Source organism: Dermacoccus sp. PE3 (genome assembly GCF_001021715.1).
GTDB classification, from domain to species: domain Bacteria; phylum Actinomycetota; class Actinomycetes; order Actinomycetales; family Dermatophilaceae; genus Dermacoccus; species Dermacoccus abyssi.
Genome location: NZ_LDCM01000004.1, coordinates 1 through 17,842 on the forward strand (window position 1 = coordinate 1; position 17,842 = coordinate 17,842).

The window sequence follows — 17,842 nt, forward strand, 5'->3', positions numbered from 1 at the left end:
GCCATAAGACCAGCAAAAATTGTTGTTTGGCGATGATCACATCGGCACGCTGTTGAGTTCTCAAAACACCATCACACACCATCAACAAGCCCCACACACTGTGTGGCGGCCCGTTTCCGGGGCAACTTCTCTAACTTAATCCATCCGGCTCTTGGGCGTCAAATCCAACCCGCCACCGCCACAACCGTGACCAGTGAGGATCTTCATCTCGCGCACTTGGCTCCAGACAAATCCATCAAACCCAAGCACCCGACCCGCACACTCAACCACCAACCAAAACAGTCAGTGTGAGCGGCTCCTGCCGCGATGCCCTTCCGGGCTGACTCCGTAAACACTAGGCGACCGAGCCGCGTCTCTGCAAATCGGGTCGGCACAACCCCTCGCGGCACCGTCCGTCCACCTCGTTCGGGCGCCTACGGCGGTGCCAATGCCTACAATCGCGGAGACAGCGCATGCCCGTCAGCGCGCCCTGTGGGGCGCCATGCAAAGGAGCAGTTTTGATGCCCGAAGCAGTGATCGTCTCTGCCGCACGCACCCCGATCGGACGAGCCTTCAAGGGCTCCCTCAAGGACGTCCGCCCGGACGACCTGGCCACGCAGGTCGTCGAGGCTGCCCTGGCCAAGGTTCCCGAACTGGACCGTGCACTCATCGAGGACCTCTACCTCGGCTGCGCCGAGCCGTCGGGCCGCCAGGGCAACAACATGGCGCGCGTCGTCTCCGTTCTCGCCGGAATGGACCACGTTCCCGGCGCCACGGTGAACCGCTTCTGCGCCTCCTCGGTTCAGACGACCCGCATGGCCGCACACGCCATCCGTGCCGGTGAGGGCGATGTCTTCATCTCAGCCGGTGTCGAGTGCGTCTCGCAGTACACGAACTTCTCCGGCGCTGGTGAGTCGGACTCGGGCGACCTCAACCCCAAGTTCGCCGACGCCATGGCCCGCACGGCGGAGACCGCGAAGACGAACGCAACCTGGAGCGACCCGCGCGAGCAGGGTCTCCTGCCCGACGTCTACATCGCCATGGGCCAGACGGCCGAGAACGTTGCCACCTACCGTGGTGTCTCCCGCGCGGAGCAGGACGAGTGGGGCGTCCGCTCGCAGAACCGTGCGGAGAAGGCCATCGCAGACGGTTTCTTCGCCCGGGAGATCGCGCCCGTCACGCTGGCGGACGGCACCGTCGTCTCCACGGACGACGGCCCCCGCGCCGGCGTCACGCTCGAGGCGCTCCAGGGCCTCAACCCCGTCTTCCGCGAGAACGGCACCGTCACTGCGGGCAACTGCTGCCCCCTCAACGACGGTGCTGCCGCCCTCGTCGTCATGAGCGACGTCAAGGCACAGCAGCTCGGCCTCAAGCCGCTCGCCCGCGTCGTCTCCACGGGCGTCTCCGGCCTCTCCCCCGAGATCATGGGCCTCGGCCCGGTTGAGGCGAGCAAGCAGGCACTCGCCCGCGCCGGTATGAGCATCGGTGACATCGACCTCTACGAGATCAACGAGGCCTTCGCCGCCCAGGTTCTGCCGAGCGCCCAGGACCTCGGCATGGACCTCGACAAGCTCAACATCAACGGTGGCGCCATCGCGCTCGGTCACCCCTTCGGTTCGACGGGTGCACGCATCACGACGACGCTGCTCAACGGCCTGCAGGCCCGCGACGGCCAGTTCGGTCTCGAGACGATGTGCGTCGGTGGGGGCCAGGGCATGGCCATCATCTACGAGCGCCTCAACTGATCGCTCTGATACCGACAGAAGCGGCCGGCGTCCCCGATGGGGCGCCGGCCGCTTCTCTCGTGACGTGAGGCTCAGGCTTGGTCGCGGTGCTCGGACGTGGCGATGTTGACCATCCAGCGGGTGCCGAACTTGTCGGTGAACATGCCGAACTCGTCGCCCCACATCTGGACGGCGAGCGGCATCGTCACGTCGCCACCTTCGGAGAGGCCGGCGAAGTAGCGTCGCAACGACTCGGCGTCGTCGCCGGTGAGGCTGATCGAGAAGTTGCCGCCCGGCGTGTACTCCATCTGCTCAGGGGTGTCGGAGCCCATGAGGACGAACTCGTCCGTCGTCGTCAGCATGCCGTGCATGATCTTTTGAGCCTCCTGGCCCTCGACGCCCATGTCGCCGAAGGTGGAGAGCGTGAGGTCTCCACCGAGGACGCCGTGGTAGAACTCCAGCGCCTGACGGGCGGTGTCACGGAACTGCAGGTACGGGCTGAGGCGCGAAGCCATGGTTACTCCTCGAGAGTGCCAAATGGGAACGGCGAGCGCCGTATGGGCCACAGCATAAGCGTGTCGACCCTCGGTCCCCTTGCCCTGGCGAGCCCACGAGAGCCCGCCGATCGGGGACTCGCGTCAGAGCGAGCGTCGGACGGCGGCCAGCTCCGCTGCGAAGCCGTGGATGTCCGTGACCTGCGCAGCGTCGAACGAGACGGCGCGCAGCATCTCGGCGAGGAGGGCAGGGGCCACGTCGGCTCCCCCAGCGCCTGGGACCTCACGACGCTCGATGCCCGCCGCATCTGCGTGGGCATCGCCCAGGCGTTGGACAAGCGAGCCCAGCGAACTCCGCCAAGAGCTGCGCTGCCCAGCCTCGTCACCGGGGCTGAGGGCGCGCAAACGCCGAACGACCCGCTCGAGTTCCACCTCGAACGGGTCGTTCACAGCCTGGGTGTCAGTCACGCAGACGCGCCAGGAGGCGCAGCATCTCGATGTAGAGCCAGACGACACTGACGAGCAGGCCGTAGGCCAGCAGCCAGGAAGTCTTCTCCGGGACGCCGGCGCGCACACCGTCCGAGATGGAGTCGAAGTCGATGGCCAGCGAGTACGACGCGAGAGCCACGGCGAAGATCGAGATCGCGATGCCGAGCGGTCCCGAGCCGCCGATGCCGAAGCCTTCCTGCAGGCCCGTCAGGACGAGCACGAAGTTGACGAGCGCAAAGAGCATGTAACCGATGAGCATGTACATGAAGATGCGGCGGCTTCGAGCCGTGACGCGGATGAGGCCCGTCTTGTAGCCGAGAAGCACACCGGCGAACACACACAGCGTGGCGAGAACGGCCTGGACGACGACGCCCGGGTAAGCCGTGTTGAAGAACGCACTGACGGCACCGACGAACACACCCTCAGCGAGGGTGAAGGCGATGATCAGAGGCACCGAGATCGTCTTGCGGAAGGCGATGATGAGCGACAGGACGAGGCTGACGATGGCGCCGCCGGCCCAGAGGCCGAGCACGGTGGTGTTCTGCTGCGAGTCGATGGCGCGCTGGGCGAACACCCACGAGCCACCTGCCACGACGATGAGCAGACCGAAGAGGGCGATCGACTTCATGACGACGTCGTCCATCGTCATGCTGCGGCCGCTGCTCTGCTGCATCGGCGCCTGCGGCGCGTACTGCTGATCGAAGCCCTGCTGACCGAACGGCTGCTGGCCGTAACCCGGCTGGGCACCCTGCTGCTGGGAGCCGAAGCCGGCGTACTGACCAGAACGCAGGTTCTTGTCGAAGTTGCTGAAAACCGGATTACCGGCCATGTGCCCTCCAGGGACGAAATGGTTGGTGCCCTCGACGGGAGTCGAACCCGCAACACAGCGATTTTAAGTCGCCTGCCTCTGCCGTTGGGCTACGAGGGCACCCCATCGTAGCGAGAGGGTGCTCACCGGCCGCCGGGCGGAGCTGTCGGGCAGTTAGCCGTCGAGATGTTTGACTGCGTCAACGAACGCTGCGAATCGGTTGTTCCCGTTCCGTGCGAGGAATGAGCGCTCAGGCCGTGATGCTGAGGGCGATGCCGTCGAGGATGTCGGTCTCGCTCGTGCGCACCTCGGTGAGGCCTGCTCGTGCAGCAACGCGTTGCACCACGGCTCGCCAGATAAGAGCTCCCGCTCCGATGACGTCGACGCGCCCGGGGTGCATGAATCCGTACGCCGCCCGCTCGTCGCGGCCGGCGCCGAGCAGGGCGTCACACGAGGCGAGCGCCTGCTCGAGCGTGAGTTCCGCTCCGTGGATTCGCGACGAGTCGTACGACGACAGGCCAAGCGCGTGGGCTGTGACGGTCGTGATCGACCCGGCAAGGCCGACCAACGTCTTCGCCGCAGACAGGTCGACGATCTTCTCGGCCTCGTCGAGCGCGGCGTCGATGTCGACCATCGCCGATTCGATCTCTGCGGCAGTCGGTGGGTCGGAACGCAGATGGCGCTCCGTCATGCGCACCGAGCCGATGTCGAGCGAGATCGACTGCGCGACGTCGTCGGTACCGAGCACCAGCTCCGTCGAGCCGCCCCCGAGGTCGACGACGAGGAAGGGCGCATCCGCGTTTTGCGCGCGCAGCGGCCCCGTGGCACCGGTGAAGCTGAGCGATGCCTCCTCGTGCCCCGAGACGACCTCGGGCACGACGTCGTAGGAACCGAACGCCGATCGAACGCCGTCGACGAACTCACCGGCGTTCTCGGCGTCACGCGACGCCGACGTCGCGACGAAGCGCACGGCGTCCACGTTGTGCTCGCGGCAGATCTGGGCGTACTCACGCGCGACGAGCAGGGTGCGCGCCATCGCTTCGTCGGCGATACGCCCGGTCACGTCCACACCCTGGCCGAGGCGAACGATCTCAGTGCGGCGAGCGAGGTACGTGAGGTTCTCACCGTCACGATCGGCGACGAGAAGCCTGATCGAGTTGGTCCCGCAGTCGATCGCACCGACGCGCATCGTCACTTCCCCTCTTCGGCGGGCACTGCGCCGCAGCAGCCGTTCTTCCACCAGTCGTCGCCGAGCAAGGCGATGGCTTCGTCACCCAGCGGATTGATGCCGGGGCCGACGGAGAGCGAGTGCGCCACGAGCACGTGGAGGCACTTGACGCGCGTCGGCATACCGCCAGCGCTGATGCCGTCGATCTCGGGAACCTCGCCGAGCTCGGCGCGGCGCGCCAGGTAGTCCTCGTGCGCGCGGCGGTAGGAGGCCGCAAGTTCCTCGTCCTCGGCAAGACGGTCGGTCATCTCCTTCATGACGCCCTGCGATTCGAGCGTGGAGATGGCACCGGTCAGGCGCGGGCACGTGGCGTAGAAGGAGGTGGGGAACGGGGTTCCGTCCGGCAGCCGCGGCAAGGTGCGCACCACCGTCGGGCAACCGCACGCACAACGCGCCGAGACCTCGACGGTTCCGCGAGGCACACGCCCCAACTGGCGCTCGATGGCCGCGGTGTCGCTGGCGCTCACCGACGAGCTGATCTCACTCATTTCTTCCCCTGCTGACTCTCGTCGGACGACATCTTCACCGAACCCCACAGCTGGCCGTACCAGGGGTGACTCGACAACGTCGTCGCGTTCGCGACGCCCGTGGACTTCGTCACCGCATGCGGCTTGTTGCGGTCGTCGACGTAGACCGTCACCTTCTGCCCCGGCATGGCGTAGCCGAGGCGCTGCGTCACCTGCTTCTTGATGTACGCCGGGTCCTCCCAGCGCTTCTTCTGCGCCTCGAGCGCCTCGACCCGCTTCTGGCCATCGATCTTCTGCTGGCGCAGGTCGGCGATCTCGCTGCGCTGCTGCAGGTAGCTGCGCAGCGTGGGCGTCAGGACGACGAGCATGAGCGCGAAGAGCGCTCCCAGTGCAAGAGCACGGCGGACCGTGCGCGGGTTCGCCCGACGCCGACGCTCGATGGGTGCATCGAACTGCTGACGCATGCTGGGGCGCGTCGAGCCGCTCGGGCGCGAACGGTCACGCCCTGAGCGTGCCGGGCGGCTGTTCGGGGCAGGACGCGCCCCTCCCGTTCCACCGCGTGGGGCGGAACGGGAGGGGCGGGACTTCTTCGGCTTCAAACCGCTCAGTTACCTGCGAAACGCGGGAAGGCGCTGCGACCGGCGTACACCGCGGCGTCGTCGAGTTCCCACTCGATGCGCAGCAGACGGTTGTACTTCGCGACGCGCTCGGAGCGAGCCGGCGCACCCGTCTTGATCTGGCCGCAGTTCGTGGCGACGGCGAGGTCTGCGATCGTCGTGTCCTCCGTCTCACCGGAACGGTGCGACATCATGCAGCGGTAGCCGTTCGTCTGCGCGAGCGTGACGGCGTCGAGCGTCTCGGTGAGCGAACCGATCTGGTTGACCTTGACGAGCAGCGCGTTGCCGGTCTTCGTGTCGATACCGCGCTGGAGACGCTCAGGGTTCGTGACAAAGAGGTCGTCACCGACGAGCTGAACCTTGTCACCGAGGGTCTCGGTGATGTGGGCCCAGCCCTCCCAGTCCTCCTCGTCCAGCGGGTCCTCGATGGAGACGAGCGGGTAGGACTTCACGAGGTCGGCGTAGTAGTCCGTCATCCACTTGGCGTCGCGCTTCTTGCCCTCGAAGGTGTACTTGCCCTTCTCGCAGAACTCGGACGCGGCGACGTCGAGCGCGAGCGCAACGTCCTTGCCCGGGACGTAGCCGGCCTTCTTGATGGCGTCGACGATGAGGTCGAGCGCAGCGCGGTTGGAGTCGAGGTCGGGAGCGAAGCCGCCCTCGTCGCCCAGGCCGGTGCTGAGCTTCTTGTCGTGGAGCACGGCCTTGAGCGCGTGGTAGACCTCGGCGCCCATGCGCAGCGCCTCGCTGAACGACTCGGCGCCGATCGGGGCGATCATGAACTCCTGGATGTCGACGTTCGTGTCGGCGTGCGAACCACCGTTGAGGATGTTCATCATCGGAACCGGCAGGACGTGGGCGTTCGGGCCACCGACGTAGCGGTAGAGCGACAGGCCTGCCGACTGGGAGGCCGCGCGGGCCACGGCGAGCGAGACGCCGAGGATGGCGTTCGCGCCGAGCTTGCCCTTGTTGTCCGTGTCGTCGAGAGCGATCATCTCGGCGTCAATGAGGCGCTGGTCGTCGGCCTCGGCGCCGAGGAGCTCGGGCTGGATCTCCTCCATGACCGAGTTGACCGCGTCCTGGACACCCTTGCCGAGGTAGCGGCCCTTGTCGCCGTCACGACGCTCGACGGCCTCGAACTGACCGGTGGAAGCGCCCGAGGGAACGGCCGCCTCACCGACGGAGCCGTCGTCGAGCACGACGACCGTGCTCACTGTCGGGTTGCCGCGCGAGTCGAGAATCTCGAATGCGCCGATGCTTTCAATGGTTGCCACAGAATCTCTCCGATGCAGTGAGGGGAACGGTCACGTCGTTCGACCGCAGGCTGTGTGCGACGCGATGGCCGCTCACCTCCGAGCCTAACGAACCGAGCAGGAACTGGCCGGTAGCAATGCCGTGGTGAAGCTCATGTGGACGGATCGCTGCGTCGAGCGCCCACGCGGGCGTCGAGATCGCTCAACGCCGTGGCCAGGGCCACGCTCGGATCGACGCCGAGTTCGCGAGCCTGAACGACGAGGTCGAGCAGTGCCGGACCGAGGGAGTCGCCGCTCGTCACGTCCGCGACGAGATCGCCGTGGCCGGCCTTCGTCAGGCGGGAGACGTACTTCGTGGCGCGCTCGAGCGGCGGCAACCCGGTCGGGACACCAGCCAGGGGGTCGTCGGCGTCGCGCTCGGGCTTCTCGTCGGCCTTGATGCGGGCCCACTCCGCTTCGACTTCCTCGGGCGAGGACGCGGCGCCGTCGGCGAACACGTGCGGGTGGCGGCGGACGAGCTTGTCCACCAGGCGCCCCGCGACGGCGTCGATGTCGAAGCCCTCATCGGCGCGCTCGGACGCAACGCGCGCGTGGAAGAGCACCTGGAGGAGCACGTCACCGAGCTCCTCCTCGAGGTGTGAACTGTCCTGCTCGCCGATCGCCTCGACGACCTCGAAGGCCTCCTCGACGAGGTACGGCGCGAGGCTCGCGTGCGTCTGCTTCGCGTCCCACGGGCACCCGCCCGGCGAGCGGAGCGTGTCCATGACGGCAACGGCGTCGAGCAGCCGCGCGCCGGGAGCGTCCCACGACCCGACGACGACCTCGACGGGCGGCGGCGAGTCGAGGCGCGTCAGCTCACCGGCGAGCGCGTCGGTGAGCCCTGGGTCGGCGTCCGACGATCCGAGCCATACGACGTCCTGCTCGTCGGCCGCGTCGACGAGGCGCCGGGCCAGATCGGGCGCCGTGACGTCTGCGACGAGTTTGACCTCGAGGCCCGCCTCGGTGACGGCCTCGACAAGCGGCTCCTCCGCGTCACGCCCGAGGACGAGGCCCGCGGACTCGATGCGGCTCCAAGCGTCACGTGTCATGAGCCCGGCCGGCACGCGTGGGCTGACGACGACGAGGCCGATCGATCCGGCGTTCATGTCGGCACTCATCGGCGTCCTCCTCGGGACAGTTCCTGCGCCGCAGCGGCGGCCGCGATGTCGTCGAGCAGCACCGCCTGAACGAGCTGCGTGGCCCACTGCAGGATCGCCTCGTCGCGCAGCGGCTTGCCGCCGACGGGCTTCGTCATGGGCGTGGGCACGAGCAGGCGCTCCTGTGCACTCTTGACGAGGGTGCCCGGGAAGAGCCGCTCGAGGCGCAGCTGCTGAGATTCGCGCAGCTCGGTGACCGGCCCGAAGCGCACGTACTTGCCCTGCACACCGATATCGCTGATGCCCGCCTTGCGCGCGACGGTGCGCAGGCGTGCCACGTCGAAGAGGTTGAGCACCGGCTGCGGCGGCTCGCCGTACCTGTCCTTGAGCTCGGCGATGATCTCGTCGAGAGCTGCCTCGTCCTCGACGCTCGCGAGCTTCTTGTACGCCTCGAGACGCAGACGCTCCCCCGGCACGTACTCGTGCGGCAGGTGCGCGTCGACGGGCAGTTCGATCTTGATCTCGACCGGCATCGCGTTGCCCTCGTCGCCGCGGTAGTCGGCCACGGCCTCGCCCACCATGCGCACGTAGAGGTCGAACCCGACGCCGGCGATGTGACCGGACTGTTCGCCGCCGAGGAGGTTTCCGGCGCCGCGGATCTCGAGGTCCTTCATCGCGATCTGCATGCCCGCCCCGAGGTCGGTGTGGCTCGCGATCGTCTGGAGTCGGTCGTGCGCCGTCTCCGTGAGCGGCTTCTCCGCGGGGAACATGAAGTACGCGTAGGCGCGTTCGCGGCCACGGCCGACACGTCCACGCAGCTGGTGCAGCTGGCTCAGGCCGAGCTGGTCGGCCCGCTCGACGATGAGCGTGTTGGCGTTGCTGATGTCGAGGCCGGTCTCGACGATCGTCGTACAGATAAGCACGTCGAACTTGCGCTCCCAGAAGTCGACGACGACCTCCTCGAGACGGGCCTCGCCCATCTTTCCGTGGGCCGTGGCGACACGCGCCTCAGGCACGAGTTCGCGGATGCGGGCAGCCTGCTTCTCGATGCTGCCGACCTTGTTGTGGACGTAGAAGACCTGACCCTCACGCATCAGCTCGCGCCGGATGGCGGCCGTGATCTGCTTCTCGTCGTACGCGCCGACGAAGGTGAGGACCGGGTGACGCTCCTCCGGCGGCGTGGCCAGCGTCGACATCTCGCGGATGCCGGTGACCGCCATCTCGAGCGTGCGCGGAATCGGCGTGGCCGACATGGCGAGCACGTCGACGGCCGTACGCAGCTGCTTGAGCTGCTCCTTGTGTTCGACACCGAAGCGCTGTTCCTCGTCGACGATGACGAGGCCGAGATCCTTGAACTGGACCTCCTTGCTCAGCAGGCGGTGAGTGCCGATGACGAGATCGATCGAGCCGTCCTTCAGGCCCGCGAGCACCTCGCGCGCCTCCTTGTCGCTCTGGAAGCGCGAGAGCGCACGCACCGTGACGGGGAAGCCCGCGTACCGCTCGGAGAAGGTGGAGAAGTGCTGCTTGACGAGCAGCGTGGTCGGCACGAGAACGGCGACCTGCTTGGAATCCTGAATCGCCTTGAACGCGGCGCGCACGGCGATCTCGGTCTTGCCGTAGCCGACGTCACCGCAGACGAGGCGGTCCATCGGAACCGTCTTCTCCATGTCGGCCTTGACCTCGTCGATACTGCTCAACTGATCCGGCGTCTCGACGTAGGCGAAGGCGTCCTCCAACTCACGCTGCCATGGGGTGTCCGGTGCGAACGCGTGACCGGGCGTGGCCTGGCGCGCGGAGTAGAGGCGGATCAGTTCACCCGCGATCTGCTTGACGTGACGGCGCGCCTTCGACTTCGTGGCGGCCCAGTCGGAACCACCCATCTTCGACAGGGTGGGCATCTCGCCGCCGACGTACCGGGTGACCTGGTCGAGCTGATCGGTGGGGACGAAGAGTCGGTCGCCAGGCTGCCCCCGCTTGCTCGAGGCGTACTCAAGCACGAGGTACTCACGGGTGGCTCCGCCGACGGTGCGCTGCATCATCTCGACGAAGCGGCCGACACCGTGCTGTTCGTGGACGACGTGGTCGCCTGGCTTGAGCTGCAGCGGGTCGACGACGTTGCGGCGGCGCGACGGCATGCGTCGCATGTCCTTCGTGCTCGCCCCGGCCGAACCGGTGAGGTCGGCCTCGGTGAGGACGACGAGACCGAGGTCGGGCATCTCGAAGCCGTGCCCGAGCGCGCCGGTGGCCACCTCGACGCCGGCCTGCACCTGCGTCATCGGGCGCGAGGCCACATCGTGCTCGCCGAGCACCTGCGTTACGCGCTTGGCGAAGCCGGGCCCGTCCGTGACGACGGCGACGGATCGCCCGGCGTCGACGTGGGCTTTGATGTCGGCCGAGGCCTTCTCCGTGTCACCGCGGTAGTTGGGCACGTCCTCCGACGCGATGGTGACGCGGGTGCCGGGCAACTCGTCCTCAAGGAACTCCTGCAGGTCGTTGTCGGCAGCGAAGGAGCTGAACGACCACCACGCGCGCTCGCCGGCGAGCGCCTTGTCGCGCAGATCCGACAGCGCCCAGTAGGAACCGCCGTCGAGGATCGAGCGCAGGTCGACCGGAATGGCGTTGCCAGCAGCCGCGTTGGCCCAACTTGCGTCGAGGAACTCCTGGGAGGTGTTGACGAGGTCGTGGGCGCGGGTGCGCACACGCTCCGGGTCGAGCAGGACGACGTGGGTTCCCGGGCGCACGACGTCGACGAGCGTCTCCATCCCCGCGGGAAGAAGCGCCGGCATGAGGGATTCCATGCCCTCGACGGCGATGCCTTCGGCCACCTTGGAGAGCATGTCGGTGACGCCGGGCAGCGTCGGGGCGAGCTCGGCGGCGCGCTCACGGACCTCGGGCGTCAGCAGCAGCTCACGGCACGGCGGCGCCCACAGCCCGTGCGGGTTGACCTCGAGCGAGCGCTGGTCGGCCACCTTGAACCAGCGGATCTCTTCGACGACGTCGCCCCAGAACTCGAGGCGCACCGGGTGGTCCTCGGTGGGCGGGAAGACGTCGAGGATGCCACCGCGCACGGCGAACTCACCGCGCTTCTCCACCATGTCGACGCGCGTGTACGCAGCACCGACGAGGGCTTCGACGATGTCTTCGAGCGGGCGCTCGTCGCCGGCCGCGAGGCTGACCGGTTCGAGATCACCGAGCCCCTTGGCGAGCGGCTGCATGAGCGCCCGCACGGAGGCGACGACGACCTCGATCGGCCCGTAGGTGCCGCCGGATTCGGGGTGCGCGAGGCGTCGCAGCACCGCCAGGCGCTTGCCGACCGTGTCGGAGCGCGGCGACATCCGCTCGTGCGGGAGCGTCTCCCAGCTCGGGAAGTCGGCGACAGCGTCGTAGTCGAGGAAGCTGCGCAGGACGGCCGTGACGTCGTCGGCCTCACGACCGGTGGCCGTGACGACGAGCAACGGAACGCCACCCTCACCGGGCGCGCAGGCGCCGGCGAGCGCCGCCGCGATCGGTCCGCGCAGGCCGGAGGCGGCCGCAACATCGACGAGGCCCTCCTCGCCGCGCAACGCGAGCAGCCTGCCGACCGAGGCGTCCGCGCACACCCGCTCGAGCAGCGGCATGAGCGGCAGATTGGTGGCCTCGGGCATTCGCGGAACTCCTTCGCGGGCGGTTGGATCAGGGCGCGCAGCCGTGACACCTTCGCGCGCCGCCGGGGCGGACGAAGGCGTGACCTCAGTCTAGGTGCGCTCTGCGACAACCCCGGAACCGCGCGGAATCATCCCGCTCACGGGCGGCCGAACAGTTCGACGTCACGAGCAACCGACGAGCCTTCGAGGCGCAGCAGCGTCCAGCCGTCACCCGACGGCTCGAGGATGACGCGCGGCGTCTCGTCGGGGTGACCCGACGCGTCACCCGGGCCCTTCTCCTCGACGATGCGGCTGTGCAAGTAGGACGACCAGCGCACGCGCACCACGACGTCGCGCCCAGGCTGAACGTTGAGGACGAGGTGCGAGGCGCTCTTGCCGCGCAGCGTGGCGCCGTCACCGATGAGCGGTTTCGTGCCCGAGACCTCGAACAGGCGCCAGTCACGGTTCGACCAGACCTCGCGCCATCCCTCAGGCTGCGCGTTGGCGGTGCGCCACTCCCCCGTGCGCTTGACCGGGTGCCGGTTGAGCGCGACGTACCGGACGCTCGAGTCGCGCAACCAGCCGTTCAGGTGCTCCGGCGAGATGCTCGCCTCCCGGTCGACGAAGGCATCGGAGAGGCTGCGGTCGGCCTGCGTCTCGTAGCCGCGGGCGAGCCAGAAGTCCTTGGCGAGGACGAAGGCCGAGGTGTGCGTGCCGTCGGCGACCACCTCGACGCGGCTCGTCTCGATACCGGGCTGGCGCTTCAGGGCGTCCGCGAGCGGTTGGTACACCGTGACCGACGACGCCGAAGCGCGCGAATCGGCCAGATCGTGCGCGGTGAAGTATGCGGACCAGACGAGTGCCGGGACGACGGCGAGCGCGGTGAAGCGGTTGCTGCGCCGGGCCGTCGCGGCCACTGCTACGGGCAGGACGGCGAACACGAGCCGCGCGAGGTTCGACCCCATCGCGTTGGGCACGGCCGAGAACACGACGATGGCGAACGTCGCGATGACGATGGCGACCTTGACCGGACGCGCCGGGTTCGCGAAGAGGAAGACCGCGAGCAGGACGAGGGAGATGAGCGCGCGAGCCCAGCCGTAGCCTTCGGGGCCGCTGCTGCCCCACAGCCACGACGAAACACCGAGGAAGGCCAGCCCCGCGAGGATCGGCACGATCGACAGGCGTTTGCCGAGGAATCCCGCGCCCAGACCGACGAGCACGAACGCCACGGCCACTGGCGACGCCAGGCCGCTGAGGACGACGAGGAACGACGCGAGCCAGCGCCGATCGCGGATGGCGGCGTCGAGGGCTCCGATGGCGATGACCGCACCGACGAGGAACGTCGTCCGGCCGGCACCGAGGGTGAGGAGGGCGCTGATGGTCGCCACCCAGACAGCGACGATCGGTCGGCGAACCTGGGTCACAGTGAGGGCCACGGCCCACGGAATCGCGAGGGCCGCGAGCGCGACGACGAGGTGCGCACCGAGCAGCGCCGACAGCCACGGCACGATGACCGAGTAGCCGCCGGGCGGATGCGCTCCGGAGTACCAGCTGAACCAGTACCCGAGCGTCACGCCGTCACGAGCGGCCTGGGCGCGTGCGAGGGCGGCCCACATGTCGCCCACTCCGGGCGCGATGAGGACGAAGAGCAGGCCCCCGACGGCAACGACGGCCGTCGCGGACCAGGCGTGCAGCGCGAGACGTCGGCTGACGTGCTCGGTGACGCGTTCAGTGGGCATGCACGATGTTCTGCGCGTCGGTGAGCCCACGGTGGACGAGAGCTTCGACGGCGTCGCCGCCTGCGGGAACGAGAAAGTCGAGTTCCTTGCGTTCGCTCGCGTTGAAATCCTTGAGCACGAAGTCGGCCACGTCCATGCGCCCGGGCGGACGACCGATGCCGAGACGCACGCGCAGGTAGTCCTTCGTGCCGATGCTCTTGCTGATGGAGCGCAGGCCGTTGTGGCCGCCCTCTCCGCCGCCGAGTTTGAGGCGCACCGCGCCGAAGTCGATGTCGAGTTCGTCGTGCAGGACGACGAGACGCTCCGGCGGGATCTTGAAGAACTTCATGAGCGCGCTGACGGGTCCACCCGACTCGTTCATGTAGCTGCTCGGCACCGCAATGACGGCCTTGGGCCCGGGCATGCCGCCCGGCATGGTGCCGAGGCGGATTTCGGCTGCGGCGGCCCGTGCTTTGTGGGCGCGCAGCGTGACGCCTGCGTCAGCTGCCATGCGTTCGACTACCATGGCGCCGACGTTGTGGCGGTTGCCCGCATACTTCGGGCCGGGGTTGCCGAGGCCGACGACGAGCCAGGGGTCCATGGGCGTCCTTTCCACGAGCGACCAGTATGCCGCAGGGCGGTGACGACGAAGGCCCCCCGCCGCCTGCGACGGCGACGAGGGGCCTCGTCAGAGAGTCCTGTTCGGACCGGGGATCACTCCTGCTCGGAGTCGTCACCCTCGGCTGCGTCGCCCTCGGCGGACTCGCCCTCGGCACCTTCGGCTGCCTCGGCCTCAGCGGCCTCCTCGTCGGACTCGTCGTGCTCGATGCCGGCCTCGGCCTCGGCGTCGGCGAGCTCGGCCTCGAGAGCCTCAGCGGAGATCTGCTCGGTGATGTTGACGACGAGCAGCTCCTCGTCGGAGTCGAGCGTGACGCCGTCGGGCAGCGTGATGTCCTTCGCGAGGATCTGCGTGCCGGCCTCGAGGCCCTCGACGGAAACCGTGAAGAACTCGGGGATGTCGGTGGCCGGGGCCTCGACGGACAGCGTCGCGTTCTCCGTCGTGACGACGGTCTCGGGAGCGGCCTCGCCCTCGACGTGGACGGCGACGTCGACGACGACCTTCTCGCCGCGCTTCACGATGACGAGGTCGACGTGCTCGATGTTGCGGCGCAGGATCTCGCGCTGGACGTCGCGGGCGAGCGCCAGCTCTTCCTTGCCGTCGTAGCGGATCGTGAGCAGGTTGTTCGGGTTCTTCACGGCGAGCATCGTGGCGTGGCCCTCGAGCTCGAGGTGAACCGGCTTCTCACCGTGGCCGTAGAGAACGGCGGGGATCTTGTCCTCACGGCGGATGCGGCGGGCAGCGCCCTTGCCGAACTCCGTGCGGATGGTGGCGTCGAGGTAGGTCTTCTCCTGTGCCATGGCTGGCCTCCAAGCGGAAGGGGCTCGCGCTTGCGCGCGAACCGATGTATCGGGTGCGGTGGCCTCGACGCGGGGCGATGTACGGGCACGAGTTCGCGCGGGTACGCCACTTCGTCACACGCTCACACAGAGCGGACGTCGAACGGAGAACCACCGCGTCGATCACGGACCCTGGATCCGAACGGCGACTTTCGTCGCGCGCCCGTGCAGCGTCCCTCGCCGAGGCAACGTCGACCAGTCTAAACGAGCGACGCCACGGACGCGAAACGGCCCCGAACCGCCGCACGTGCGGGGTTCGCGGCCGTCATCGGGCGAGGTGCTTACTGCGCCTCGTCGAACATGCTCGTGACCGAGCCGTCCTCGAAGACCTCACGGATGGCCTGCGACAGCAGCGGCGCGATGGACAGCACCGTCAGCTTGTCGAACTTCTTCTCCGGCGTGATCGGCAGGGTGTCCGTGACGATGACCTCGCGGGCCACCGAGTCGTTCAGGCGCTGAACGGCCGGGTCGGAGAAGATCGCGTGCGTCGAGGCGATGACGACGGACGCGGCGCCGTCGTTCATCAGCGCGTCGGCCGCGTGGCAAATGGTGCCACCCGAGTCGATCATGTCGTCGACGAGCAGGCAGGTGCGGCCTTCGACCGAGCCGACGACGCGGTTGGCGACCGACTGGTTGGGGCGCGTCACGTCGCGCGTCTTGTGGATGAAGGCCAGCGGTGCGCCGTTGAGGCGCTTGCTCCAGGCCTCGGCGACCTTGATGCGGCCGGCGTCCGGCGAGACGACGGCGAGGTTCTCGTTGCCGTACTTGCTCGCGACGTAGTCGGTGATGACCGGCAGGGCCTGCAGGTGGTCGACGGGACCGTCGAAGAAGCCTTGGATCTGGTCGGTGTGCAGGTCGACCGCCATGAGGCGGTTGGCGCCGGCCGTCTTGAACATGTCGGCGACGAGGCGGGCCGAGATCGGCTCGCGGCCGCGCGACTTCTTGTCCTGACGTGCGTAGCCGTAGAACGGCGCGACGACGGTGATGCGCTTGGCCGAGGCGCGCTTGAGCGCGTCGACCATGATGAGCTGCTCCATGATCCACTGGTTCACCGGAGCGGTGTGGCTCTGGATGACGAAGGCGTCGCAACCGCGCACCGACTCGTCGAAGCGCACGTACGTCTCCGAGTTGGCGAAGTCGTAGGCCTGCGTCGGCACGAGCTGGGTGCCGAGCCCCTCAGCCACCGCCTGCGCGAGTTCGGGGTTGGCCCGTCCGGAGAAGACCATGAGGTTCTTCTCGGTCGTGCGCTTCATGGACAGGCTCACTTCGAGGTCCCTTCGTCAGCGGATTCCGGAGCAACAGTAATTGACGGGTCGGCGTTCGTGGTGGCCCGGGTGTTGTTCTGGGCGGCCTCGTGCGTCTTCGTGCCGGAGCGGCGGCGTTCGACCCACCCGTCGATGTTGCGCTGCCGGCCGCGGGCGACCGCGATCTGGCCGGAGTCGACGTCGCCGTCCACGGCGGAACCGGCGGCGACGTACGCGCCGGGCGCAATGGTGACGGGTGCGATGAGCACCGAGTCGGAGCCGACGAAGCTGTGGGCGCCGACGTGCGTCACATGCTTGTTGACGCCGTCGTAGTTGGCGAAGATCGTGCCCGCGCCGATGTTCGCGCCCTCACCGATGACGGCGTCGCCGCAGTAGGTGAGGTGCGGCACCTTGGCGCCGTCGCCGATCTGGGCGTTCTTCGTCTCGACGAAGCCGCCGATCTTGCCCTTGGCGCCGAGCTCGGTGCCGGGGCGCAGGAAGCTGAACGGACCGACCGTCGCTTCGTCGCCGACCTTGGCGAGCTGGGCCTGGGTGCGCACGACGCTCGCGCCGTCGCCGACCTCGGTGTCGACCAGCGTCGTGTCGGGGCCGATCTCGCAGTTCGCGCCGATCGTCGTGGCGCCGCGCAGCTGCGTGTTCGGGTGGACGACGGTGTCGCGCCCGATCGTCACCTCGACGTCGACGAACGTCGTCGCCGGATCGATGACGATGGCGCCGTCACGCATGGCCTGCTCGACGATGCGCTTGTTGAGCTCGCGGCCCATGGCGGCGAGCTGCACCTTGTCGTTGACGCCCTCGGTCTGCATGAGGTCGTCGATCGTGTGCGCCTCGACGCGGCCGCCCGCCTCGCGGGCAAGCCCGAGGACGTCGGTGAGGTACTTCTCGCCCTGGGCGTTGTCGGTGGTCACCTTCGCGAGGCTCTCGCGCAGCACCGCCGCGTCGAACGCGTAGATGCCGGAGTTGATCTCGCGGATCTCGACGGCGTCCTTGTGCTCGGTGCCCTCCTCGCGGGCCTTCAGCGCGTCCTTGTGCTCGATGATGCCCGCGACGGAACCCGCGGCGTCACGCAGGATGCGCCCGTAGCCGGTGGGGTTCGGCACGACGGCGGTGAGCACGGTGACGGCGTTGCCGCCCTGCTCGTGCGCCGTCGTCAGCTCGGTGAGGGTCTGCGTCGCGAGCAGCGGCACGTCGCCGTAGGTGACGAGCACGGTGCCGGAGAGATCGTTCGGCAGCATCTCGAGCGCGCACTCCGCAGCGCGACCGGTGCCCTTGACCTCGTCCTGGTCGGCGATCGTCGCGTCGGGAGCGATCTCTGCGATGTGCGCCGCCACCCGCTCACGCTGATGGCGCACGACGACGGCGAGGTGCGACGGCTCAGTGCCCCGGGCGGCCGCGACGGCGTGCCCGACGAGGGAACGTCCGCCGATCGTGTGCAGCACCTTGGGGATGTCTGACTTCATGCGGGTGCCCTCGCCGGCGGCGAGGACGATGACGGCTGCGGGACGCGGTGCGCTCACGTGTGAAGCTCCCCTGCGATTCGGTGATGTCTGGAAGCTGCGGCCCGCCTCGGATCACGAACGGGCAGC

Annotated in this window: 15 protein-coding genes and 1 tRNA gene; 1 reads left to right on the forward strand and 15 read right to left on the reverse strand. The window is 68.3% G+C overall.

What is annotated here, in order from left to right; all coding sequences use genetic code 11:
* The first annotated feature begins 500 nt into the window (after positions 1 to 500).
* Positions 501 to 1,724, forward strand: a complete 1,224-nt coding sequence (locus AA983_RS10365) for an acetyl-CoA C-acetyltransferase (RefSeq protein ID WP_047312236.1) — start codon at positions 501 to 503, stop codon at positions 1,722 to 1,724.
* Positions 1,725 to 1,795: 71 nt separating this feature from the next.
* On the opposite strand, the gene AA983_RS10370 is transcribed toward AA983_RS10365, so the two are convergent.
* The 15 genes from AA983_RS10370 to glmU all read right to left on the reverse strand — a co-directional run bounded on the left by AA983_RS10370 (position 1,796) and on the right by glmU (position 17,773).
* The gene (locus AA983_RS10370; RefSeq protein ID WP_047312237.1) at positions 1,796 to 2,218 is read right to left on the reverse strand and encodes a VOC family protein; all 423 of its coding nucleotides are present in this window, start codon (positions 2,216 to 2,218) and stop codon (positions 1,796 to 1,798) included.
* Positions 2,219 to 2,341: 123 nt separating this feature from the next.
* The gene (locus AA983_RS10375) at positions 2,342 to 2,665 is read right to left on the reverse strand and encodes a hypothetical protein (protein WP_047312238.1); all 324 of its coding nucleotides are present in this window, start codon (positions 2,663 to 2,665) and stop codon (positions 2,342 to 2,344) included.
* Positions 2,658 to 3,515, reverse strand: coding sequence for a Bax inhibitor-1/YccA family protein (locus AA983_RS10380; RefSeq protein WP_047312239.1), 858 nt, complete (start codon positions 3,513 to 3,515; stop codon positions 2,658 to 2,660). The genes AA983_RS10375 and AA983_RS10380 overlap by 8 nt, the downstream gene beginning before the upstream one ends.
* A 23-nt stretch (positions 3,516 to 3,538) precedes the next feature.
* A tRNA-Leu gene (locus AA983_RS10385) sits at positions 3,539 to 3,614 on the reverse strand.
* A 130-nt stretch (positions 3,615 to 3,744) separates the two neighbouring features.
* The gene (locus AA983_RS10390; protein WP_047312240.1) at positions 3,745 to 4,683 is read right to left on the reverse strand and encodes a Ppx/GppA phosphatase family protein; all 939 of its coding nucleotides are present in this window, start codon (positions 4,681 to 4,683) and stop codon (positions 3,745 to 3,747) included.
* A 2-nt stretch (positions 4,684 to 4,685) separates the two neighbouring features.
* Positions 4,686 to 5,210: a DUF501 domain-containing protein gene (locus tag AA983_RS10395; protein WP_047312241.1), complete on the reverse strand. Its 525-nt coding sequence runs from the start codon at positions 5,208 to 5,210 to the stop codon at positions 4,686 to 4,688.
* The gene (locus tag AA983_RS10400) at positions 5,207 to 5,653 is read right to left on the reverse strand and encodes a septum formation initiator family protein (protein ID WP_052947062.1); all 447 of its coding nucleotides are present in this window, start codon (positions 5,651 to 5,653) and stop codon (positions 5,207 to 5,209) included. Before AA983_RS10400 ends, AA983_RS10395 begins: the two co-directional genes overlap by 4 nt.
* A gap of 140 nt (positions 5,654 to 5,793) precedes the next feature.
* A complete protein-coding gene (gene eno, locus AA983_RS10405; protein WP_047312242.1) occupies positions 5,794 to 7,077 on the reverse strand; it encodes a phosphopyruvate hydratase in 1,284 nt (427 codons plus the stop codon).
* A gap of 131 nt (positions 7,078 to 7,208) precedes the next feature.
* Complete coding sequence (locus AA983_RS10410) at positions 7,209 to 8,213, reverse strand: MazG family protein (protein WP_231579585.1); 1,005 nt, start codon at positions 8,211 to 8,213, stop codon at positions 7,209 to 7,211.
* Positions 8,210 to 11,836 (reverse strand): transcription-repair coupling factor, encoded by a 3,627-nt coding sequence (gene mfd, locus AA983_RS10415; protein ID WP_047312243.1) that lies wholly within the window; start codon positions 11,834 to 11,836, stop codon positions 8,210 to 8,212. The genes AA983_RS10410 and mfd overlap by 4 nt, the downstream gene beginning before the upstream one ends.
* A 137-nt stretch (positions 11,837 to 11,973) precedes the next feature.
* Positions 11,974 to 13,554 (reverse strand): hypothetical protein, encoded by a 1,581-nt coding sequence (locus AA983_RS10420; RefSeq protein ID WP_047312244.1) that lies wholly within the window; start codon positions 13,552 to 13,554, stop codon positions 11,974 to 11,976.
* Positions 13,544 to 14,134, reverse strand: coding sequence for an aminoacyl-tRNA hydrolase (pth, locus tag AA983_RS10425; RefSeq protein ID WP_047312245.1), 591 nt, complete (start codon positions 14,132 to 14,134; stop codon positions 13,544 to 13,546). The genes AA983_RS10420 and pth overlap by 11 nt, the downstream gene beginning before the upstream one ends.
* A 113-nt stretch (positions 14,135 to 14,247) precedes the next feature.
* Positions 14,248 to 14,952 carry a 50S ribosomal protein L25/general stress protein Ctc gene (locus AA983_RS10430; protein ID WP_047312246.1) on the reverse strand — a complete coding sequence of 235 codons (705 nt, stop codon included), beginning with the start codon at positions 14,950 to 14,952 and terminating at the stop codon, positions 14,248 to 14,250.
* Between the two features lie 320 nt (positions 14,953 to 15,272).
* Positions 15,273 to 16,244, reverse strand: a complete 972-nt coding sequence (locus AA983_RS10435; protein WP_047312561.1) for a ribose-phosphate diphosphokinase — start codon at positions 16,242 to 16,244, stop codon at positions 15,273 to 15,275.
* Positions 16,245 to 16,252: 8 nt separating this feature from the next.
* Positions 16,253 to 17,773: a bifunctional UDP-N-acetylglucosamine diphosphorylase/glucosamine-1-phosphate N-acetyltransferase GlmU gene (glmU, locus tag AA983_RS10440; protein ID WP_047312247.1), complete on the reverse strand. Its 1,521-nt coding sequence runs from the start codon at positions 17,771 to 17,773 to the stop codon at positions 16,253 to 16,255.
* Positions 17,774 to 17,842: the final 69 nt, after the last annotated feature.